The following is a 22,500-nucleotide window of genomic DNA, read 5'->3' on the forward strand; positions in this document are numbered from 1 at the left end:
CGGTTGGGCACAAACAGAACCGGGCCATCAATATCAAATGCATTAAATTCCATAGGCATTGGTTAGTCCTCCTTGATCGTGATCGGAACACGGATCAGTTGGCGCGGAACACGCCAGCGGTCTTTGTAAGGTTTGGGCACCAGACGGACGAAGAGAAGGCTGGCGTCATTATCAACGGTGCCAAACAAGCGATCCCGACTGTCTTCATCAATGATTGCCGGATAGGCGACAAACGGATCACCTTTATCCGCATCCCGGCGCAACGGTTGTTGATAGAGGAGTCTGGGCTCCGACCAGTTTTTCAGATCATCGGAGACCGAATAGAAGAAACCGGCAATATCTGGCGCGTCCTTTTTCCGGATGCGATGGAGATAGACGGTAATAAAGCTGTTGGTTGCTTCATCGCGGACCAAGCCGCGGATCGACGAAACACCGACCGGCCCGACACGTGCACATTCCGTCTTATGCACTGTCCATCCTTTTTCACCGAGAACGGCTGCTTCTTCGAAAGCCGTGCCATTCCAGACATCCCACCGCGATGGATCATTGGCCGGGGCACGGACAAGACAGTTGCGTGATTCTTCCCAGTTATCCGCCCGGCGCCAGACAATGGCATAAAGATAGTTCTGCCATGGCATGATGTTGGTCACCGTCACGTAACTTGGCGCGCGCTTGCGATCATCGCGATAAGGTTCTGGTGGTGGAAACGGTGCGTGGTGCGGCGGATTACCGAGATAGTCAAATGTCTTGCCGCCGTCGGTGGATTTCAATGTCACCAACCCGTTGATCCAGCAATCGGTGCGTTTGGTGCGCCCTTCGCACGGCATGTCATGGCGATAGGGCATGAAACTGGCACTGCCAAGGGCATAGACTTCCTGCCCGTCATTTGTATAGACCGCCTGCAACCATGTCCGGTCATCAAGAAGTTCGGGAAGCGGCTTACCGGCGGCCATAAAACGGCTGTCGCAATCAGGCTTGAGACTGTCAAAGCCGTAGCCAACAAATGCACGGTTTTGAAAATTGGGCGCAAACAGGACCATCTCGCCCTTGGCATTGCGAAAGGCCCTTGCCGGAGAGTCGGGTAAATGATGGTTGTCACATCCCGAAATGTCGCTGTCAAAGATGACGGTTTCGGGCCCCGAAACCGTGACCTCGGTTGCCTGTGCCGCAGGGCTCCATCCGATGAAGCCACCAAGTGACGCCCCGGCAATAAACGCCGTCAGTCCAGCAAAACGTCTTGATCGGATCCACGTGCGCACGAAAGGTTTCCTTATAATGGTCGAATGGAGGGTGTCGTCGAAAAGTCGGCGCGCAGCGGTTTTGGGGAACCGCTGCGCGCCAGTCAGCATGTCACGCCGCCTCTGCGACAATCGGGGCCGGGGTCGAGCCCAGACGGTGTGACATGCTGTTTTCTTCAAGGAACTTTTTCAGTTCGCCGAAACGCTTCTGATAGGTTTTTTCAAACAGATCAAAATCGGCATTGTCCCAAGCTTCCTCGAACGAGAATTTGTCCATGTAACGCCCGTCGATATACGGGATCCCAAGCGTCTTGACGAATTCCCGGGTACGGGTGTCATAGGTGACGTAAAGGGCTGGAACTTCGTTGGCCAAGGCCAGAAGGTTGCCGTGCAAACGGAACCCGGTCACCGCATCAAGGCATTGTTCAGCCTTTTCGAAATCGACCACACTTTCGAACACCGAAAGCGATGATTTATAAAGACCAAGCAGCGGATCACGCGGACCATAGAGCCACTTTTCAGCGGTCAATTTGGCAACCGCGTCATCCATGACCTGATCATAGTTTTCGACCTGTTTTGAGCGGGCATAATAGATCTGCTTTTCTTCCAGCTCACCAGCACAGAGAATTTCGGTATCATATCGTTCGGCCAGTGTGCGCAGCATGTAGCGTTGCAATGTCTGGAAACCATGCGTCTTGCGACGCAGGGTGAAGCCGATCTTTTTGATCGCGGATGCTTCGATCCGGGGCAATTTCAGTTCCGGCTTGCAATGACGAAACGCCGTCGGGCACCCGAAGATGCGAACATTTTTGATGCCGATGGAATTCAGCGCCTTTTTCGACAGATTGCCGCGCACACCAAGTGTGGTTGACCGATCGGAAATCAGTTGCAGGAATCGCCTGGTTGACTCGTTGACATATTCCTCGGAATTGTCGGGCACCTGAACACCAATGCCAAAGGCAATCACCGGCACCTTGGTCTTTTCAAGAACAGCGGTAATCGGGTCCCATTGGCCATTGGTGTTGATATAGTTTGAACCGCGCAGGAAGAGGTAATCAAGCTCGTTGATTTTTTCGATCTGGGTTTCGGAAAGTTTGCCGTCGGCGGGCACATAAATCGGGAACAGTTCGGCATAATCAAGAATGCGCAGTGAAGAGTCATAGACAAAGCAGTCACCGATATTGGTAAACAGCGTCTTTGCCTTTTCCGGTGCATTCCAGGTATGGGTCACAACACCAATTTCGCCTTCAACCCGTCCTGCGGGCATCAGAACGCCGATGCGTGGTTTGGTATTCCCGGTCGGGAGTGTTTCGTCCATTTTCGTAAACTCCTGCGATACTGGTTCGGGCCGTTTTCCGGCATTACTGTGAACCGTTGCTCGTGTTTGTTGGTGCAGGATGGATGGCACCTTGATCAGGCGGCATCCACCTGATGTGCTTTAAGGCTTTCTTCCCAATCAAGCGCGTGGCGCACGATGGCTTCGAGATCATCATATTCCGGTGTCCAGCCGAGCTTTTCACGAACCCGGTCGGCAGCTGCGATCAGTGCTGCCGGATCCCCAGGACGGCGTTCGGCACGCTCCACCGCGAAATCAATACCTGAAACACGTTTAACCGCACCGATGACTTCCTTGACGGAGAAGCCACGACCGTAACCGCAATTCATCACGTCGCTTTCGCCGCCTTTTTCAAGATATTCAAGTGCGAGAATATGCGCCTTGGCGAGATCGCTGACATGGATGTAATCACGAATGCATGTTCCATCAGGTGTGTCATAATCTTCGCCATAGATTGCCATCTGAGGCCGCGCACCCGTCGCCGTTTGACTGGCGATTTTAATTAAATGCGTGGCTTTGCGGGATGTCTGGCCTGACCGGCCTTTTGGATCCGCACCGGCAACATTGAAATAGCGAAGTGCAACATAGCGAAGATCATGGGCGATCGCGGCATCGGCCAGCATCTTCTCGGTCATCATCTTCGATGTGCCATAGGGCGAGATCGGTTTGAGCGAAAAGTCCTCAAGGATCGGGGTGGTTTTGGGTTCGCCGTAAACACCTGCTGTTGATGAAAAGATGAAATGTTCGATTCCGCTATCAACAGCAGCCTGCGCCAGCGCGCGGGAATTCACCGTGTTGTTGTAATAGTAATCCAGCGGATAGATCACGGATTCCGGAACGATGATTGAGCCGGCGAAATGCATGATTGCCGTAACATCATGTTCGGCAATAACCCGGCGCACCAGATCATAATCACCACAATCACCTTCAACGAACGCCGCCCCTGTGGGAACGGCCCAACGATATCCTTGTGAAAGGTTATCAAGAACGACGACATTGCGTCCGCCATCAAGAAGTGCCAGTGCTGCGTGACTACCGATATATCCTGCGCCACCCGTTACAAGTACAGTCATTGCGATGTCTCCTTGTTGATTTCGCCCGGTTTTTTCCGGACATATCTGGGAAGGCACAGCCACCGATCATGGCTCCATACCGGAGCCGTCAAAATGGCTGTACCGGATGGGGTCATGCGACCTTTCGTTCGAACTGCCTGTCGGCATTCATGACATCGACCATTTTGTGATCAATGTTGTTTTCCGTCAGGAACAGCGCCATCTCGCGGTAGGTCTGGAACCAGGCACGGTTGAACTTATCGAACAGGTCCTGTTTCCAGTAGTCCTCAAGCACGAATTCCTTTTCCGAGAACACGTCATAAGACGGGATCTGATAGGTTTCGGCGAATTCGACTGTCCGGCTGTCATAGGTGAAATAGATCGACGGAACACCGTTCGACAACGCCATCAGATTGCCGTGCAGGCGATAGCCGAGAACACAATCCTTCTGACGTACGAGGTCTTCGTAATCCGACACCACATCGGAATAGAACAGTTTCTCGCGATAGAGACGTTCCATCGTGTCATCGAGATACCAGTTCTTGACCCAGTCATTGTTTTTAAGCGCCTGCATGGCTTCTTCGCGCTGGACGTTGGAGCCAAAGACCAGTTTCTTTTCTTCGGGTTCGCCCTGCGCCATCAGGGTCATGTCATCAAACCTACCGGCAAGATGTTTGACCAGATCCCGGTGGAAGGTCAGATAGCGTTTAATATCCTGGGCATATGCCGGTGACACTTCACGGCGGAGCGTGATGCCAACATTTTTCACGCTTTCAAGTGACGGCAATTTAATGCGCATGTCGGGATTGTTCTGACGAAAGGCCGTCGGGCACCCGACGATCCGGACATTGGTAATGCCAATATCCCATAAAACCTGTGCTGTATAAGCGCCACGCACACCGATGGATGTTGTTGAATCGGCCATCATGTGCAGAACGGTTTTGGTCTGTTCAGACAGTTCGATCTTGCCCTTTACCGGGGCTTGCGCACCAATCCCGAAACCCAGAACCGGCAGATTCAACCGTTTGAGAACATCAATGGTATTGCGCCAGTCCATATCGGAATGGATGTAGTTCGAGCCGCGCAGGAAGACATAGTCATATTCCTCGCGAAGGCGGTCGATGTCTTCCATCTTGGGGTCGGCAATCGGCAGGACACCAAGCTTGTCGTAGTTCATCAGTTTCAGAGATGAATCAAAGACGAAAGCATCACCAATGTTGTGGTAATGATTGATGCTCTTTTGAACATCCTGATAGTTGTACCACCGGACGCAGTCGTGGTCGTAGACTTCGCCCGACGGGATCATTACGAGAACGCGCGCCATATTGTGTCTCCTTGGTTGATCACGTTTTTGTTCTGAATTCATGCCGTGCTTGCCACGCTTTGTGGCGTAGCAGCCTTTACGGATTGCAGGCGCGTTTTCAGAACCTCCCGATACTGCGCGAGATGTTCCTCGGCGCATTCCTGATAGGTCGTCACACGGGGAATCCCCCCACGCATCCGGTCCCAGACTTTATTGTCGCTAAGAACTTCGATAAGGCGGTCGGCCAGGTCTTCGGCACTGCCAACACGGAAATGCAGACCATTGACGCCATCGGTGATTTTTTCGGCCATCCCGCCAATGTTCGAACAGATCATTGGCCGGCCGTGGAAGAAGGCTTCCTGAATGACAACTGGCGAGTTTTCCCACCAGATCGACGGAATGATCGTCCAGTCGGCGAGCTCCATCAGCTTGGGCATCTCGGTGTTCTGATAGGCCCCGTAAAAGCGGACCCGATCACCGGCCTTTTCAATCAGGTCATGGACCTTGTCCTGATATTCTTGAGGTTGCCGATCAAGATTGCCGCCAAAAATCATCAACCGTGCATCATCGCCCCAGATTTCATCGGGAACACGGCCCACCGCATCAAGTAAGATGTCAGCGCCCTTGAACATGGTCAGTTGGCCGAAAAAGGCAAAACGTGACCGGCGTGACTGCGTTTTTGACAGCGGGCGGTCCTTGGCCCGTTCATTGATGTCCAGACCATTTTCGATCACCGACATCTTTTCGGCTTTCATGCCCCAATCGATGAACCGGTTGGCCAGAAATTCACTGGGCGACACATAATGGTCGGCCAGTTCAAGCATGGCCTTGATGAACCGTTCCCGGCGCAGGAAGGATGCCGGTGAAATGTCGGGGAAACACCCATTGCATTCAATCGGGCTTGCCCGGTTGCACAGCTTGGTGCCACCGCTTTTGAGCATCTGTCCGTGGTTATGGCAGATGGTCAAAAACTCGTGGAATGTGAAGAATATCGCCGTTTCGGGCAGGGCTTCGCGGATCGCGTAGATCGTCTCAAGCCCAAGGCCAAGATAGTGATGGAAATGAACCACATCGGGTTCGTAATCCCGCACGAAACGCAGGAAATCACGATCAATTTCATCGGTGCTACCATTTGACAGCAGGAAGTGATCATAGTTCTCCGCGTGATACAGGATTTCATTATCCTTCTGACGCAGGCTCATCAATGCGGATGCACCATGGCGTGGCACCGGATTGCCCACACGGGCAAGATAGAAACTTTCCACCCCTTCGATGGCGTTCAAACCCTTATGAAGGTTGTATGAGGCCACTTCGGCCCCGCCCAGCGAGATGCTGGGATGGCCATGCGAAATTACGAGGACACGCAAATCAGTCGACGGCATTGTTGTGACTCCGCAGGTTTGAGACGACCAATGACCAGCGGCGATCAAACGCCCAGCGGTCAAGACGATGCGAAAGTTCCTCCCAGGCAGGGACGTTGCTTATGGATTGTTCGCTGCCCAGTACTTCTACTTCGGGGATCCAGAAGGATGGCGTGCCCGCCATGCGCAACTTCAGCGCAAGGTCGAGGCTTTTTTCAGCCGGGCCGATATAGCCACGGGTGAACCCTTCAATATCGACAAATGCCTTACGCGGCAGGATGCAGCATTCCAGCGTCCCGGCACTGACTTCTTCGGGTTCGGCATCGGCAAGTACCGCGCACGGATAGCCAACGTAACGATCCGACAGATATTGTCCGCCCTTGGCATCGCCATCGATCCATGTACCCGCCCAGCGCACGGAATCGTCTTCAAACAGGATTGTTGGCGATACCAATGCCTTGCTGCCGCGCTTGCGATAGGCCGCAAGCAGCTGATCAAACCAGCCGTCATCGCGTGGCAGAATGTGGGCCGATACGAGAGCGACGGTTTCCGAATTGGTGGCGGAAACCCCGACTTCAAGCGCGTCACAGAAATCCTCGACCCCTTCGGCAAAGACGATCCGGGTATTGAGTTTGTAAAAGGCGGCAAGGCGCAGCATATCGCTGCCAACCTGATCAAAACTTTCAACCGGACCGGCAATGACAATCGGCAAATGACGGGTTGCCTGATCAAGCCCCAGAAGTGCGATGGTCACGCCGATATCATTGATGGTGTCATCAACACCGACCACCAGCGTGACCGGTGCATCCTCGTCAAAATCGCCAATATCGTGGGTATCGACCGCATAGGGGTTTTGGGCTGTCATGCCCTGCAACATCGGGCCAAACTGGCGTTCAATGCTGTTGGATGCCGTAACCGAACGCGGATCAAGTGACGGCAAGACCCGTGACAGAGCCTGACGCGCTGATGCGCGGGTCGGGTTTAACGGGCAATAAGCCGGGAATGCATCAGAAAGACCAAGTTCAAGATATACCGGCTGATCAGATGCCGGGATGTCTTCAAGTGGGCAAAAAACAAGGAAACCATGATTGTTTCGCGCTGGATTAAGCCCCGAAAACATCGGGTCATTGGCAAAGGCCCCGGTGACATCTGCGCGCGATTGCCGCGTCCAGTGATCATCGATACGAACAGCTTCTCCGCCAACCCGCAGCATGACATTCTCAGCCGAACGATCCGGGTCCAGCATCCAGCCGGAAATCAAGACCCCGCTGCCTTCTATCAAAAGCGAGAAATCAATCCCGATCCGCACAGGCCGATCAAGTTCCGACACTGTGTCACGACCATCAAACCGATGTGCGGCCATTTGCAGCTTGTTCAGGATATTTTCCGGCGCACGCACCCGATCAAGAACCGAGCGGATATGGGCCGGGACATCAGGCGGCGCGACAAGAACACGCTGCTGGTAGACTTCGATGGAATACCAGCCTTCGCGTCCCCGGAAATAAACCCGTTTGAGCTTGCCGGGATTGATCGGCTTTTCGCCCATCATGAGCCCGGTCACACCGGATGCTTCTTCGCCAAGATCATCGCGCTGAAAATCGGCACTGGTCAGTTCAGCCAGTATCGGCGCGTCGTCCATGGCAATCACACGGGTCCGCCCGACAGGGAAGTCGCTTGACCAACCTTGGATATAGACATCGCCTTCTTCAAGACCGCCAAGAACCTCGATAAAGCCGTTGCTGCGTGCTGCGATCTGAACCAGGGCGGCCACCTTGCGCAGGCGCTTCTTGTCCGGGTCCCCGGCAAGCAGGGCTTCGATCACACCGTCAATGACTGTGGCAAATGCCGGACCGGACTGATCCGCAACCGAGGAAAGAATGGATTCAACGCGCTGCTGGCGGTTTTCAATCCGGTATTCCCGGGGTTTGCCCGCACCACGGAACAAGGCCGTTTTCAGGCGACGCTGGGATACATCCTTCATCGGCAACAGGGCAACGAAACCATATGCATTTTCCTGATCGGTTTCATTGCGCCGCCAGCTGATGACGGACGCCTGAATTTTGGCATCTGTCTGGCTGTTGAGATAAATATCAATCGTGGCAGGCTGGGCATTGCCGACCCCGACCATCAGTGCCAGACCTTCATCGACCAAGGCGGCGACGACAGTCCTGCCATCCAAAGGCATTCCATCAGTTTCGTTCATGCCCGGGCCTCCTTGTGTTTGCGGTGTTTGCCGTTTTTCCGGATGTGTGTTGTTTGCAGTGTGAAATGCGTCATGTTCTTGCGATCACCAGACAAAGGCGCCAATCGCCAGCCCTGCGGTCACACCAATCAGGCATGACAGAACCAGAAGCGGCGTTCTAAGGTCATTGGTATGACGTGCTGTTAAAACCGACAGCCGTTCGTCAAACCCGCCCAGTGACTTGTCGAAGCGGACCAGAAACACTTCGAGTTCATCGACGCGGCTTGAAAGTTCTTCCTGACCGCTACGCACCAGCCGAACACCGGCCTCGATCCCGTCATCGGCTGATGCCAGTTCGTCCATGCGCTTTGACGCGCTGACCAGACGTTTGGCCGCTTCACGTTGACCGTTCTGCAGGATGTGTTGTGCCGCCAGAAGCCGGTCGAGCCGATCCAGGATTTTGCCAAGTGGCGCATTAAGCGCAGTGTGCGCTTCCTGTTCGCTTTGTGACGGGATCTTCAGATCAATTTCTTCACTGGTTTCAGGGATGACCGCGCATACCGAAAGGCTTTCGACATTGGCCATTGCCGCATCAGGCAATTCGGCCTCAAAGGCGTGTTTGCCATCACCAATACCGTTGCGTCGCAAATCAACGCGTTCATTTTCCGCCGAGACACGCAGCAAGGCATGACCATTCAGACGAATAACGACTTCAACGCGTGCATCGGGACGTTCCGGCGACCAGACCCAGCCAAACAGCCGTTTCTGATCAATGGCATCAACCCGTCCTTCAAGGGTCGGTGTCGCTGATTTTGCATCTATCGGGGCAGCCGGGTTTGTAGCTGCCGGTTGGGCATTGTCTTCGACCGTCTGTTTTTCGGCGAGTGCCATGGAGCCCTCCTGGGTAAAATCAAGCGGCAACAAAATCAGGGCGGATCAACCGGCGAAACATCGTCAAATGTTCCTGGGCGACATCGTCAATCGCCGCCGGTGCACGGACGTGCCCTGACAGTTTTTTCCAAAGTTTGGGATTGGTTGCGCAGTCCTTCATGACGCGCGCCAGATCCGCCGGATCATCCGGGCGAACATGTATTCCGTCATGACCATCACGCACCATTTCAGCCATGCCGCCGATGCCGCTGGTGATCACTGGCCGGCCATGCTGGAAAGCTTCCTGAATGACGAGTGGGGCATTTTCCCACCAGATCGACGGTACAATGACCCAATCGACACCTGCCATCAGATCGGCAATATCCTGACGCTCATAGGCGCCAAGGCGATAAACTTGTCGGCCGGTTGCAGTGAAAAGATTTTCCATCCGTTCGGTAAATTCGGTGGTCTGAAACAGGATGTCGCCATGGATACGAAGATTGAAATCAACATCGTCTTCAACCAGCATCTGGCTGGCCTTAAGCAATACATCCGCCCCCTTCCAGGGATTGAGATTGCCGAAATAACCAAACACATTGGGCATGCCTGGCCCCATATCGCGTTTTGGCGCGGCGGGAACCGGCAGACGACCGTTGCGCACAACCGCGATCTTTTCCGGAGCGATACCCCAATCGACATAGCGTTCCTTGAGGAACTCGCTGGGTGATATGAATTGGTCCACAACACGCAAATGATTGCGCAGATTGACCGACCGCATCGCAAACTGATCCGGGGTAAAGCCATCAAGCCCACAGGACCGACCAACCGCGTCTGCCTTGTTGTAGCGTTTCCGGGTGGCCCGATGGATCATCAGCCCGTCATTCGGACAGATCTGATAATAATCGTGCAGGGTCATGACGATCCGACAATGCGGTAAAACGCGGCGGATCAGCATCGGCAATTCAATGCCCCACAGAACCAGATGGTGGATATGCACAACATCCGGGTCCCAGTCTTTCAGCAGTCGGGTGAAGTCCGGTGCCACTGCATAAAGATCGGTTTGCGACATGTTGAACCGGTCAAAATGCCCAGCCCAGAACAACATCTCATCACCGGCATCATTGATTGCCTGAAAACTGGTTCCCGGGCGGCGTTCACGATGGACATCGTTTGTCGCCCCGACAAACAGGGCATCACATCCCGCCCGTTTGTACGCATGAAAAAGATCATGGGCGAATATTTCCGTCCCGCCGGGATGCAGATCAGGATGATTGTGCGCAAGCACCATAATGCGGGGGTTCATGCGGACCTCCGGGGTTTTTCGGCAATCAGAATGTCCTGATAGTGTTCACCGGGTTCGCCCCGCCAGTTGCCAAAGCTTTTTGTCCGGATTTCAAAGCCGGATGCCGTCAGAGCATTGTCGATAAACGCATCATCAAAACCGACAGCCGCCATCGGATTTTCACCACGCAAATACCAACACGGTTGACCATCCGCCTTTTCAAAACCGGACAGGCGGGCATCACTTCCCGATTTTGCCGGATCATCTTCACTTCGGATGATGAATGCTGTCAGGAAGATTCGACCGCCCGGACGCAGCACGCGAAATACCTCGGAACAATAGGTTTCGACTTCTTCCGGCGGCAGGTGGGTTGCCACCGAAATCATTGCCGTGAAATCGAACGTTCCATCCTGAAAAGGCAATCGCATGCCGCGTCCGCCGATGGACCCTTCGGGGTTATAAAGCGCGTTCTTGATGTCTTGCGCTTCAAACCGGAAATTCGGATAGACCGGTGTGACCGATCGTTTGCACCATTCGATCCCGTTTGCCACCGGATCAAGGCCGCGATAGATCGCTTCATTCGGATCAAGAAACTGGGTAAGCGGCACGGCAATCCGACCGATTCCGCACCCGATATCAAGAAAATCATCGGTCGGTTTCAAACCGGCACGCCGAACGAAATGACCAAGAAATTCCGCGCCGATCATCCGATAATCGCCATCACCGACAAAGACAGCTTCTTCTGGCGGCACCGGCAGAAAATGATTGGCAATGATCTGTTCACACAACCAGTCGAGATGCGTTTCATCTACCGAATTGGCGGCCGGGGATTGATGTTCGGACAAGGCTAAGACCTGACTCATGCTGCGGCTCCCTGTTTGGATTGTGCAGTTGAACGTTGCTGGGGAACACCATTGGCATGAATGTCTTCAAGCATCCCGCGCCAACGCGCGGCGTGAAGCCATGCGTTATATTCGGCAGCGACGCCGCGCATGTAATCGACATGGGTCGAGATCGACTTGCGTTCAAAGTGGTAAAGGCTGACATCGGGGATGTATTTGATGTCAAAGTCGGCTTTACGGATTTTCAAACAAAGATCACTGTCTTCGTAATCACCGATTACGTAGTCCTCGCTAAACCCGTCGACCGATTCAAACGCGTCACGATGCAACATCATGCATGCGCCGGTAATCCCCGGAACTGATCGTTCAACATTGGCATCGCGGTACTGGTCGGGCATGCCTTTGTGGTAATGGTAATTCAGCCATTTACCGCTTTCGCTTTGTGCGAAATACATGCCCGCATGCTGGATGGAGCCATCTTCAAACAGAAGCTTCGGCCCAACGGCGGCAACTTCGTCGGGACCACCCATTTTCGATGCAAGCCCCTGTGCCCAGCCCGGCGTATGGGGGATCACATCGGAATTAAGCATCGCCAGAAGATGGGCGCGGGCGTTTTGCGCACCGGCATTGCAGGCCCGCGCATAGCCACCATTTCGTGTCATAACGACCAAACGGATCGGGATACCATATAAAATGTGCAGCCCCCGCAGAAGATGTTCACATTCTTCGGCCTGTTCGGGCGAATCCAGCACATAAATCAGTTCACAATTCGCCGCCACCCAAGGGTCGCAGGCAAAAGCACCAATTTGGGCGCGCAAGAAACCAAGGACCCGGTAAAGCGGCACAATAATCGAAACATCCGGATCAGCATGCGAAACGCCCATTTCGATGACGCGATCAACTGTTGCAGCGCCCATCAGTTTTTGCTGCAAATCCCCAATAACCGGGGCCAGACAGTTTTCGATGATCTCATCGGTCAGGTGTTGCGGCGGCACGGCGCGCAAAATCCGCGCACGCGCCTCAGCCACGTCAATCGGCTGAGCCGGTGGCACCATCAAATGACGGTTTCCCGATGTCAGGCGCATCACGCTTCGCGGCTGCAGGATCGGCACCGGGCTTTGGATGTTTTCATAGAACCCGACAAACCCGGTTGCGGGAACTGTCTGATCTTCGTCCTGGACATTGCCGGAATAACGATAGAAACCATCGCCAAATGGATGGGCTGCGCCATCACTATCAAGAAGATCGATACTTGCGATCATATTGACAGGATCACGGTACCACCCCCCGATCAGGGTGCCGCGTGCTGTTGTAACGGCAAGATCGACTTCACCACTAGGAAGCGATCCGCCGCCTGCAACGCGCTGGCTGGAAAGCGGGCAACGAAGTTGAAATTCAATCGCGGCCTTGCTGGCCTTCATGTCAGACCGTGCAAGTGCGCCAATAATATATTCCCGCAGGTCCGCATCGGACTTACCTCGCGTCTGCCACCAACGCGACAGGGATGGCAGGTTCGTCGTACTGGCAAGTTTGCGAATGGCCAAGGTCCGCACACCGGTCACTACCAGATAGGCACCGTCTTCGGTTCCGGCGCGATCGGCAATCATATAGGCAAGATTCTGCCCGCGCGGCCCGCGATGACTGGTGTGCGGCAACAATGCCAGACGGCGGAAACCAGACGGGGAAACAATAAAAACGGCTTCGATATCGTTGAAAGCTTCGGGCAGCCCGGCTGCAACCAGCATTTTCTGGTCTGACAGTATTGCCAGCGCCTGGGCGCGCTGCGGACGTTCAACAATTTCGGAAACCAAGTCATTGAGGAAACGGTTGTAACTTTTGCTCAGACGCAGACGGAACATGCTTGCCCACATGCCAAGCAGCGTCGAGACCAGCGATAAACGACCCGCAGGCGTCACATCGGAAACCAGCAATGATGCATTGGCAAATTCAAAATCACCATCGGGTTCAACGGTGATTTCGTCCTTGCGGCCAAGTGTGCCCGCCTCGGCCAGAAACGAAACCGGCTCGTCCTTGGGACGGCGGATTACACGCAGTAACCGGGTTCCCCCGCTATTGAGCGGAAGACGCAAAGTCGCCTGCGGTGAAATCGCGTGACCATCAGCTGTTTCCAGCCGGGGAACCTCCCACAGACGGGTCGGTGTATCCCAGATCAGCATCAAAGTTTCGGGGTTGAGCAGACAAACGTCCGGCGCTTCGCCGGTCGTCCGCACAGCATCGGACGAAGCAAATTCAAGCATGATCATCTTTCACTTAACTTGAAGTTCAGGACGAAACGTCCGCAGCCGCAACTGCGGACGCCCTTCGTCGGATTACTGGACGCTAAAGAAGCTATCCGGATCGCCCTGTACGTCTTCTGCATCGACATTGTTAAGGGTGATGGAATCACCGTTACCAAGGTCAATAACCGTGTTGGCACCAACTTGCGTTGCACGCGCAGCAACGTCATCGGCACTTTCAATGCCGGTGTCGTTAATATTGCTACTAATGGAAAGCATGTCGTCGCCAGCATGGAAGTCCAGAACAACGTCGTTGCCGCCGCCGCCGGAGAATACGAATGTATCTCCACCTGAACCACCTGACAGAAGATCGTCGCCCGCGCCCCCTTCGAGGACATCGTCCCCGGAGCCGCCAAGCATGACGTCGTCACCTTCGCCACCCTGGAGAACATCATTCCCAGAGCCACCAAGCATGACATCGTCCCCGGCACCGCCAAGTACGATATCGTCACCTGCACCGCCGATCAGGATATCGCTTCCTGATCCGCCGTCGAGAACGTCATTGTCCGAACCGCCAAGAATGGTATCGGAATCCGCACCACCTGACAGAACGTCTTCACCGGAGCCACCGAGTAAAAGGTCGCTGCCGTCGCCCCCGATCAGTGCATCGTCACCCGATCCACCAAACAGGACATCATTTCCTTCGCCACCAAGCGCAACATCGTCGCCCGATCCGCCGAACAAGGCATCATCGCCTTCTTCGCCAAACAGCACGTCGTCATTGCCCTGTCCGAAGATAGTATCGTCTCCGCCACGTCCAAAGATGACGTCACTGAAACGAGATCCGAGAAGCGCATCATCAAAGGCGCCGCCTTCGAGAGTTGCCATGTAATCCTCCTTCGTGTCCCAACATTACTGACATCGCGGGGATGTTTCCCTCACGAGAGGATGGCCGCTCCCTCCGGTCAATCTGAGCACCGAACCAGAACGGCCACTCAGAAAGACTACATTCTTTTACTTATTTTATGGATGGTATTGTCATGGTATTATTTTGTCAACATTATGACTTACTTCAAAGTTAATAGTAATTGTTGATATAATATTTAAACAATATTCGTTTCTGTTTTGTTTTTATTTAGTTTGAATTTCGATCAATATTTACAAGAACAAGGCTGCACCCGTTGCAAAACGGGGCAGCCTTGTTTGTTCGATACCCTTTTCAGGCCGCTTATTCTTCACGGAAAGCCCGGTCCATGCTCTGGACAATCGGGTCGATAAGGTAGTCAATTGCCTTGCGCGGAGTTTTGAGAACCAGAATATTTGCCGGCATCCCGGGCCGCAATTTGATGCCTTCGCGTTTTGCCAGCTCTTCTGGTGCGATGGCCGCACGCAAAATGTAATAGGAACTGTCACGTTGCTCGTCGACAGTCTGGTCGGGTGCGACATAAAGCACTTCACCTTCAAGAGGGGCAAGGCGCCGCTGACTATAAGCCGTCAGGCGAATCTGCGCTTTTGATCCGACATGGACCGAGTCGATATCCTGCCGGTTGATCCGTGCTTCGATCACAAGCGGCTCATCTTCGGGAATGATATCCATGATGGGCTCTGCCGGACTGATCACACCGCCGGGTGTTCTGATCTGGATGTTCGCCACAGTTCCGCCTTGCGGTGCTTTGACCTCAAGTCGGTTAAGCACGTCCTGACTGGCACGAATACGTTGCGTGACGTCATTCAGAGCAATCTGGGCTTCCTGAATTTCAGTGGCGATGTCGCTTTGCCATTCCATTTCAATCGAGGCGAGATTGATTTCCGCCTCAGCTTTTTGTTGCTGCGCGGCGGCTTTTTGCGCCTTGAACTCGCCCATATCCCCGACAAGATCGGACCAGTTATTTTCCACCTCGACCAGTTGGGTCCGTGTTGCAAAACCCTTGTCTGCCAGTTGCCGTATGCCTTGAAGCTGTTCGGCAACAAGCTTTTCCTGACGGGTCCGGGCATCGATTTGCGACACCAGTGCCTGAGCCTCGGCTTCAAACTGTTCGATCTGCTTTGCCTGTGCATTGCGTTTGGCGGCATAAACCTCCTTGCGCTTGCCAAACAGGCTTTGCTCATCACTTAGGATATCGGCGACATATTGTTCGTCACTTGCGATAAGCTCCTGCGAAAAGGCGATGCTTTCCTGACCACGCTGCTCAGAACGCAGCCGTGCCAGTTTGGCCATAAGACCGAATCGCTCCCCGCGCAGTTGCCCAAGTTCGGATTCACTACGTGTCCCATCCAACAATGCCAGCGTCTGCCCCGCCGTGACCTTTTCGCCTTCTTCAACCAGCAGCTTTTTGAGAATGCCGCCCTCATAGTGGTTCACGACCTTTTTCTTGGAGTCGACAATCACCGAACCGGTGGCGACAGCCGCACTATCAAGCTCGGCGGTAAAGCCCCAGGTCAGAAAGCCACCAAACCCGAGGATGATAACAGCCAGCCCGGCAATGATCGGTTTGCGCAGACTTTGGCGTGAAGCCTGCCGTTCCTCTTCGAGAATCTGGTGCCAGGAGATTTGCGGATCTTCGGTCGGAATAAGTGCACCGCCATCGTCGGCATTGATGACACGGGTCATGCGGCACCTCCATTTTGCCGGCTGCGTTTCACAGCAGGCAGGGATTTGATGTCTTCATCTTCCTTGGTCATGCTGCGGATCACATCGGTTCGCTCACCGAACTGCTTGACCCGGCCATCCTGCATCACAAGCAGCTTGTCGGCGTATTGCATGATGCTTTGGCGGTGCGCGATCAGAACGACCATCGCCCCGGCGTCACTTGCCTGCCGAACCGCCCGGATCAGGGATGCCTCACCCTCGGCATCAAGATTGGCATTGGGTTCATCAAGAACCAGAAGACGCGGCCAGCCATACAGCGCACGTGCCAGCGCAATACGCTGTTGCTGCCCGCCTGACAGCGTATGCCTTCCGGCACCAATCGGTGTGTCATAACCAAGCGGCAGCCGCCCGATCATTTCATGCACGCCAGCCGCACGGGCCGCATCGATGACACGACGCGGATTCGCATCGCGCATCCGGCTTATATTTTCGCGAATTGTCCCGTTCAGAAGCGACACCGATTGCGGCAGATAGCCAACCATGTCGCCAAACGAACCGCGTTCCCACAAATAGGTACTGTGACCATCAAGATAAACGCCACCTGCTGCGGGTTTGGCAGCCCCGACCAGCACGCGCGACAGGGTTGATTTACCAGCTGCCGACGGCCCGACCACGCCAAGAATTTCACCGGGCAGCAATTCAAAATTGATCCCGCGCAGAACCGGCACATTTGATCCGGGCACCGCATAGACCAGATTATCGACGACAAGCGGCCCTTCGGAACGCGGGGCTGGTCTGATTTCGCGCTCCGACTGGCTTTCTTCAAGCATCAAGCGGATTCGCTTCCATGACGACAGCGCACTAACCCAGCCGCGCCAGTCGCGCGTCACATTGTCAAATGGCAACAGCAAACGGCCCATAATGACCGTGCCGCCAATCATCGCACCGGGCGAGGTTTCGCCGCGAATGACAAGATAAGCCCCCATCGCCAGAACAAGGATCTGCAGGCCAAACCGTGCGGATCGGGTGATGCTGTACATGCCTTTGCTGCGCATATTGCCGATATCAAGCAGCTCGCTGGCATGGATCTGCGACTGACGCCAGCGCATCGAAAGTGCAGGCAACATGCCCATTGCTTCAATCGCTTCGGCGTTTGAAACGGTCGATCCGATATCTCCGATATTGCGTAAATTGGCGTCCGCACCTTCCTTTGTGACCTGACGCACCAGCAAATCACCCAACAGGCTAAGCCCGACCAGAAGCAAGACCCCGACCAGCCCGGCAATACCGTAATAGGGATGCAACGCGAACATCACGCCCAAAAAGATCGGTGACCAGATTGCTTCGAGCGGCGCACTGATCGTCGTGCCGGTGATGAAATTACGTAGGTCCGACAGATCGCGCAGGACCTGTGTTCCGTGCAGGGATCCCTTTTCAAGGGCGACGCGCATTGCCGCCGAAATGGCAGGCAGATTCAGACGGCGCAAAAGCGATTTGGCCATTTCCTGAAACACAAGTGCGCGCAGGAAATCAAGGATGCCATACAAAATGATCGCGGCAACAGCAATTGCGAGCAACAGCAAAAGCGTATCGGTACTTTGACTGTTAATAACCCGGTCATGTACTTGCAGCATGAACAGCGGGACCGTCAGCTGCAGCACATTGATAAAGCCGCTCATAAAGCCGGCCCAACCCAGTCCGCGCACGAACGTGAATCGGACTTCTCTGATCACTGAGCCAGCATCAAGCTCTGATCTCGCGCCCTTGTTTTCCGCGGATTTTGCCAGCTTCTTGCGGCCAAAATGCATTGATTTTCATCCAATTAATCAAAAGTCATAGTTTTTCCGCAATCTACTCACATAGTTGCGATGGCATGATGTTCTACAATAAATTTAAATATGTCGATCTCATGTTGATGATTTGGCAATGTAAAAAACAAAATAATGGAAGTATTTCAAAAATAAAAACACTTTCGAAATACTTCTTAACTACGAGCAAAACTGCGGGAAGTAAGGGACGTGCGGAAAAATGTTCAAGATCCACGTCCCGTTATCTTCCCCCACACGATAATTGTGTCTAGTCCAAAGGGCTTGGCATCAACTCTCGCTTGGGACCAGATAACGGATCGGACAATATGACCGTCACTCATCTTGAACTGGCAAACACTGTCGAGCGCATATATCGGCGGTTTGCGGATCTGCTTCGGGTAGATCTTATTCGACTTGGCAAGGATGACATCAGCCCCGCGCAAGTGGCGCTGCTGTTCACCATTGGCGAAGATGAACTCTCGGTGCGTGATCTTCTTGATCGCGGCCATTACATGGGATCGAACGCATCCTACAACCTTAAACAGCTTGCCGATTCGGGCTATGTCGAACGCCAGATCATGGCGCGTGACAGGCGTTCCGCACGGATCAAACTGACCACCAAAGGCCATGAACTCTGTGAAGCATTGCATGAGTTTCACGAAGAATATCACGATGCACTGGCCAGCAATCTCGAAGACCAACAGGAAATGGAGACGGCCTTACGCACCCTACGCCGGCTGGAAGAATTCTGGACGCAAACTCTCCGTTATGGCGGCATCCCAATGAATAGCGCCCTCTCGACACCAGAAGTCCGAAATCGTCGATGAAAATTGTCTTTGTCCATCGTAATGGGCCGGGACAGTTCGTACATCTAGCCTGTCATCTGGCGAATGCCGGATGGCAGGTTACCTTTCTGTGCGAAACGATGAATGTCCGGCTGCCCGGGATCCGAACAGTTCGCCAACGCATTACACCCCCACCTCCGGCAACTCCCTTTGCCAACTATCACCAGGAACTTGGCTTACAAGCAGCCACAACACTTGATGCCTTGGTCCGTCAGGAAGGCCCCCCAGATATAGTCTTCGGCCATATCGGCTGGGGCAGCATGATCTTTGCCCGCGATGTCTTGCCCAAAACACCGCTGCTGGGCTATTGCGAACATTACTATCATGCATATGGGCGCGATGTCGGTTTCGCCCCCGAAGATAAGGTCACGCTGGCGAAAAGAACCCAGCTTCGCCTGCGCAACAGCGCACAACTTGCAACACTTGATCATCTAGATGCCGCCATAAGCCCGACGCGCTGGCAAAAATCAGCTTTTCCGTCTGCCTATCAACCCAAAATCGGTGTCTGCCATGATGGTGTCGACATCCATCGTTGTCGCCCCAACCCGGAGGCACAACTGACATTGCCCGACGGAAAGGTTGTCAGCGCTGGCGATAAAGTCATTACCTACGTTGCCCGTGACCTTGAACCTTATCGCGGGTTCCCGACATTCATGCGCGCCGCGGCAAAGCTTGCGGCCATTGACCCGGACGTCCAATTCATCGTCGCCGGTGGCGATGGTGTCAGTTACGGTACACCACGCGGTGATGGCCGGAAATGGCGTGATGTTATGATCGAAGAAACCGGTCTTGATGCGTCACGGATCAATTTTCTTGGTCAAATTGCCCATGAACAACTAATCCGCCTGTTTCAAATCAGCGCTGCCCACATTTACCTGACATACCCGTTTGTTCTGTCCTGGTCCGTGCTTGAAGCCATGGCATGCGGAGCACCGGTGATTGCCTCAAATACCGGGCCTTGTCTTGATATCATCAAGGACCGCTATAACGGGATTCTGACCGACTTCTGGGACAGCGATGCTTTGGTCGAGAAAATGAAGCTCTGCCTGATAGAACCCGGAACTCTCACACCCCTGCGTCAGGAAGCAAGACGCACCATTGCCGGAAACTTTGCCCTGCAAAACTGTCTGGAACAGCAAACCAGACTGATCGAACGGCTAATTTCGTCTCGCCAGTGAATTCCACGGCCTCACAGTACCTGAGCAAAAACATCCACAATCCCTTTCTTCCTTGCGTCAGACAGGACGACATTCCAAAGTTACCCTCTGATCTTTTCAATTTTGGATTGCACGGCTGATATGGATAAGAAGCAAAACCATCATTTGTGGCGATATATGCTGAGCATTGGGACGTTCTTGCCTTTGATCATTTCGGCGTCGGCTGCATTTGCCAGTCAGCCCCCCCTGCCACTCTTGTTAAAGAAGCCCAGCTTATATCTATCGCCTACAAAATCGATTATGAGCAATTGCTCAATTCTGGCACCATTACTGCTTTTGGCTACAAGCAGACCAGCTAAGGGTAACGGCATTTCGTCTGGTTACGATGTGTAAGCGGACATTTTTAGTCATGAGCGCCAAAGTCGGCTAATGATTAGCTGACAACGCTCCTATCAGGTCTCATGAATTACCATTTTGAACACTTCATCGGCAGACGCCCGAACTAAATGGCGCGTCAGCCCGTCACGCTGTCCTCCCGTCATGGGGGATGTGATCAAGCTTTGGCCCAGCTCAACCATCGCTCGCTAAGTTCGGTCGATGACCAATTCCTGAGCCAAATCGTGAAGGTCAGAACGCAATTTTGCTTCCTCATCTTCCAGAAACTTTTCTCGTTTCACCATGTTGCCTGACAACACCATCGCCAAGTCCGTCATTTCCACCACATAAATTTCTTCTCGGTGCTTACAGGCCATGATCGCTCGGTCGGTCGTGACCTCTGCATCTATTCCCTCAATGCCGGGGCTCGACTGCAGGCCCTCTATCTGATTAATGATGCAGGATTTATACTGCGCTTTTTCAGTACCTGCATTCGTCAATGCCGTTCCAAGCTCGCAACCGGTTAAAAGCAGAACTGGCAGTGTGATTGCGAATTTTCTCATTGTTCTATCTCTCATTGTGAATGTGTAAGTCTTAGGATTGCGACAATCCAACCGACGATCAGACATGCGCGTCTCATCGCGTCACAGCTATTGTCGTTGAAGTCTTCGAAATAGGATCAGAGCCTCTCTCAACCGCCTCTAACCAACGACATCTCCGGCCTTTGTTGCCGATTTTGTAGCGATTAAGAACAGGCCATGCTTCAAGGGCCATTCGAAGTCTATTTCGAAACCTGCCGCCAATATCTTCTGTCGCAACGTGGAGCGCGTGAATACGTTGAGGGGAGGTACAAGACCGAGAACACTGCCAAGCGGAAGAAAACTACGAATGATCGGATTGACCTCGGCTATGCAGGTCGTATTGCTGATAAATACGCCACCTGGCCTTAACCATTGTGCGATGCCTGCAAGTCTGGCGTCCAAATCAGGAACGAGATGCAAAATACTGTGCGCGAGCACCGCATCGTAACGCCCGGCATCGACATCAAACTCTTCGAAAGACGATTTTAGAAATTCAACATTCCGGGCTTCAGCTTCCTCGGCTCGTTCTTTTGCGATCCGAAGCATTGCCGAGGATACATCAATCGCGTCGACTCGGTTTACGTAAGGTGAAAGTCGAATTGCCGTCGAACCGGTGCCGCATCCGATCTCGACAACACACATATCTGGCTCGAGCACCCCTCGCGCGAGCTCAAGTTTACGCTCATAGGCATCAATGTCGGCAATCGGTTTTGCCGCGTAACGTCTCGCTACCTTGTCCCAGAATTTTTCGCCTTCGTGCATCAATGCGGCCCTTTGTTTGTATTCAAGGCTCTTTGTATACTTATTCACCAATGAAAATGATATTGCGAAAAGATGGACTTATGATATTCATTTTTGTATGGCAAAATTAAATAAGTCGTTCGACTGGACCGAGGCTCAGGCGTTCCTTGAGACAGCAGAAACCGGCTCTTTCTCCGCTGCTGCCGAAAAACTCGGGCTTTCGCAGCCCACCATCGGTCGTCACGTTTCCGCTCTTGAAGGCGACCTCGGCGTTGCTTTATTCGATCGGGTCGGAAGGTCTCTGGTCCTTACTGATAACGGGCTCCACCTGTTGGAATACGTTAGATCAATGCGAGATGCTGCTGATCAATTAACTTTGACTGCAATGGGAAATGCTCAATCTGTCGCCGGAAAAGTTACGATCACGGCAAGTGATGCTTTTTGCGCTTACACGTTGCCCGAGATCGTCTTAGCTTTGCGGCACGAACATCCAGAGATTGAGATCGAAGTGTTTTCGTCAGACGAAGTCCAAGACCTCCGACGTCGAGAGGCTGATATTGCCATTCGTCATGGCAGGCCAAATCAGCCCGATTTAATTGCGAAGCGGCTCATCAATTCGTCGGCTCATCTATATGGAACCAAGCAATATCTTGATCAAATTGGACGGCCTAAGTCACCAGATGATATTGGGCAAAACGTT

At 53.4% G+C, this 22,500-nt stretch carries 19 protein-coding genes (2 of these 19 cut by a window edge); 3 read left to right on the plus strand and 16 right to left on the minus strand.

The annotated features are described in order from the left end of the window. The 14 genes from rfbC to ACQ0MK_RS15840 form a co-directional block, all read right to left on the minus strand. Window positions 1-59: the start of a dTDP-4-dehydrorhamnose 3,5-epimerase gene (gene rfbC, locus ACQ0MK_RS15775; protein ID WP_430473406.1), read on the minus strand. Its footprint begins 550 nt before the window's first position; only the first 59 of its 609 coding nucleotides appear in the window; the start codon lies at window positions 57-59; its stop codon lies off the left edge, out of view. A gap of 3 nt (window positions 60-62) precedes the next feature. Beyond that, window positions 63-1,259 (minus strand): hypothetical protein, encoded by a 1,197-nt coding sequence (locus ACQ0MK_RS15780; RefSeq protein WP_430473407.1) that lies wholly within the window; start codon window positions 1,257-1,259, stop codon window positions 63-65. Between the two features lie 91 nt (window positions 1,260-1,350). Beyond that, complete coding sequence (locus tag ACQ0MK_RS15785; RefSeq protein ID WP_430473408.1) at window positions 1,351-2,556, minus strand: polysaccharide pyruvyl transferase family protein; 1,206 nt, start codon at window positions 2,554-2,556, stop codon at window positions 1,351-1,353. 95 nt (window positions 2,557-2,651) lie between these two features. Further along, a complete protein-coding gene (galE, locus tag ACQ0MK_RS15790; RefSeq protein WP_430473409.1) occupies window positions 2,652-3,647 on the minus strand; it encodes a UDP-glucose 4-epimerase GalE in 996 nt (331 codons plus the stop codon). 112 nt (window positions 3,648-3,759) lie between these two features. After that, on the minus strand, window positions 3,760-4,950 hold the full coding sequence (locus ACQ0MK_RS15795) for a polysaccharide pyruvyl transferase family protein (RefSeq protein ID WP_430473410.1): 1,191 nt from the start codon (window positions 4,948-4,950) through the stop codon (window positions 3,760-3,762). Window positions 4,951-4,988: 38 nt separating this feature from the next. Continuing rightward, entirely contained in the window at window positions 4,989-6,311 is a 1,323-nt protein-coding gene (locus ACQ0MK_RS15800) for a glycosyltransferase family 4 protein (protein ID WP_350047717.1), read from the minus strand. Then, a complete protein-coding gene (locus ACQ0MK_RS15805) occupies window positions 6,298-8,493 on the minus strand; it encodes a hypothetical protein (RefSeq protein WP_430473411.1) in 2,196 nt (731 codons plus the stop codon). The genes ACQ0MK_RS15800 and ACQ0MK_RS15805 overlap by 14 nt, the downstream gene beginning before the upstream one ends. 84 nt (window positions 8,494-8,577) lie before the next feature. Next, window positions 8,578-9,363, minus strand: a complete 786-nt coding sequence (locus tag ACQ0MK_RS15810; protein ID WP_430473412.1) for a hypothetical protein — start codon at window positions 9,361-9,363, stop codon at window positions 8,578-8,580. A gap of 19 nt (window positions 9,364-9,382) precedes the next feature. Further along, on the minus strand, window positions 9,383-10,645 hold the full coding sequence (locus tag ACQ0MK_RS15815; RefSeq protein ID WP_430473413.1) for a glycosyltransferase family 4 protein: 1,263 nt from the start codon (window positions 10,643-10,645) through the stop codon (window positions 9,383-9,385). Then, on the minus strand, window positions 10,642-11,487 hold the full coding sequence (locus tag ACQ0MK_RS15820) for a class I SAM-dependent methyltransferase (RefSeq protein ID WP_430473414.1): 846 nt from the start codon (window positions 11,485-11,487) through the stop codon (window positions 10,642-10,644). Before ACQ0MK_RS15820 ends, ACQ0MK_RS15815 begins: the two co-directional genes overlap by 4 nt. Then, entirely contained in the window at window positions 11,484-13,724 is a 2,241-nt protein-coding gene (locus tag ACQ0MK_RS15825) for a glycosyltransferase family 2 protein (protein WP_430473415.1), read from the minus strand. Before ACQ0MK_RS15825 ends, ACQ0MK_RS15820 begins: the two co-directional genes overlap by 4 nt. A 72-nt stretch (window positions 13,725-13,796) precedes the next feature. After that, the gene (locus ACQ0MK_RS15830; protein WP_430473416.1) at window positions 13,797-14,591 is read right to left on the minus strand and encodes a calcium-binding protein; all 795 of its coding nucleotides are present in this window, start codon (window positions 14,589-14,591) and stop codon (window positions 13,797-13,799) included. Window positions 14,592-14,931: 340 nt separating this feature from the next. Further along, on the minus strand, window positions 14,932-16,314 hold the full coding sequence (locus tag ACQ0MK_RS15835; RefSeq protein WP_430473417.1) for an HlyD family type I secretion periplasmic adaptor subunit: 1,383 nt from the start codon (window positions 16,312-16,314) through the stop codon (window positions 14,932-14,934). Then, window positions 16,311-18,101 (minus strand): type I secretion system permease/ATPase, encoded by a 1,791-nt coding sequence (locus tag ACQ0MK_RS15840; protein ID WP_430473418.1) that lies wholly within the window; start codon window positions 18,099-18,101, stop codon window positions 16,311-16,313. The genes ACQ0MK_RS15835 and ACQ0MK_RS15840 overlap by 4 nt, the downstream gene beginning before the upstream one ends. Window positions 18,102-18,427: 326 nt before the next feature. On the opposite strand from ACQ0MK_RS15840, the gene ACQ0MK_RS15845 reads away from it, so the two are divergent. Together ACQ0MK_RS15845 and ACQ0MK_RS15850 are read left to right on the plus strand one after the other, a co-directional pair. Beyond that, a complete protein-coding gene (locus tag ACQ0MK_RS15845; protein WP_430473419.1) occupies window positions 18,428-18,928 on the plus strand; it encodes a MarR family transcriptional regulator in 501 nt (166 codons plus the stop codon). Beyond that, the gene (locus ACQ0MK_RS15850; protein WP_430473420.1) at window positions 18,925-20,124 is read left to right on the plus strand and encodes a glycosyltransferase; all 1,200 of its coding nucleotides are present in this window, start codon (window positions 18,925-18,927) and stop codon (window positions 20,122-20,124) included. Before ACQ0MK_RS15845 ends, ACQ0MK_RS15850 begins: the two co-directional genes overlap by 4 nt. 563 nt (window positions 20,125-20,687) lie before the next feature. Here ACQ0MK_RS15850 and ACQ0MK_RS15855 read toward each other — a convergent pair. Together ACQ0MK_RS15855 and ACQ0MK_RS15860 are read right to left on the minus strand one after the other, a co-directional pair. Beyond that, window positions 20,688-21,041 carry a hypothetical protein gene (locus ACQ0MK_RS15855; protein WP_430473421.1) on the minus strand — a complete coding sequence of 118 codons (354 nt, stop codon included), beginning with the start codon at window positions 21,039-21,041 and terminating at the stop codon, window positions 20,688-20,690. Window positions 21,042-21,179: 138 nt separating this feature from the next. After that, entirely contained in the window at window positions 21,180-21,821 is a 642-nt protein-coding gene (locus tag ACQ0MK_RS15860) for a class I SAM-dependent methyltransferase (RefSeq protein ID WP_430473422.1), read from the minus strand. Window positions 21,822-21,918: 97 nt separating this feature from the next. Here ACQ0MK_RS15860 and ACQ0MK_RS15865 point away from each other — a divergent pair, with 97 nt between their 5' ends. Next, window positions 21,919-22,500: the 5' portion of a LysR family transcriptional regulator gene (locus ACQ0MK_RS15865; RefSeq protein WP_430473423.1), read on the plus strand. 315 nt of this gene lie beyond the right edge of the window; 582 of the gene's 897 nt are visible here — the first part of the coding sequence; its start codon is at window positions 21,919-21,921; its stop codon lies beyond the right edge, outside the window.

The organism is Thalassospira lucentensis, from assembly GCF_050516545.1.
Lineage (GTDB): Bacteria > Pseudomonadota > Alphaproteobacteria > Rhodospirillales > Thalassospiraceae > Thalassospira > Thalassospira lucentensis_C.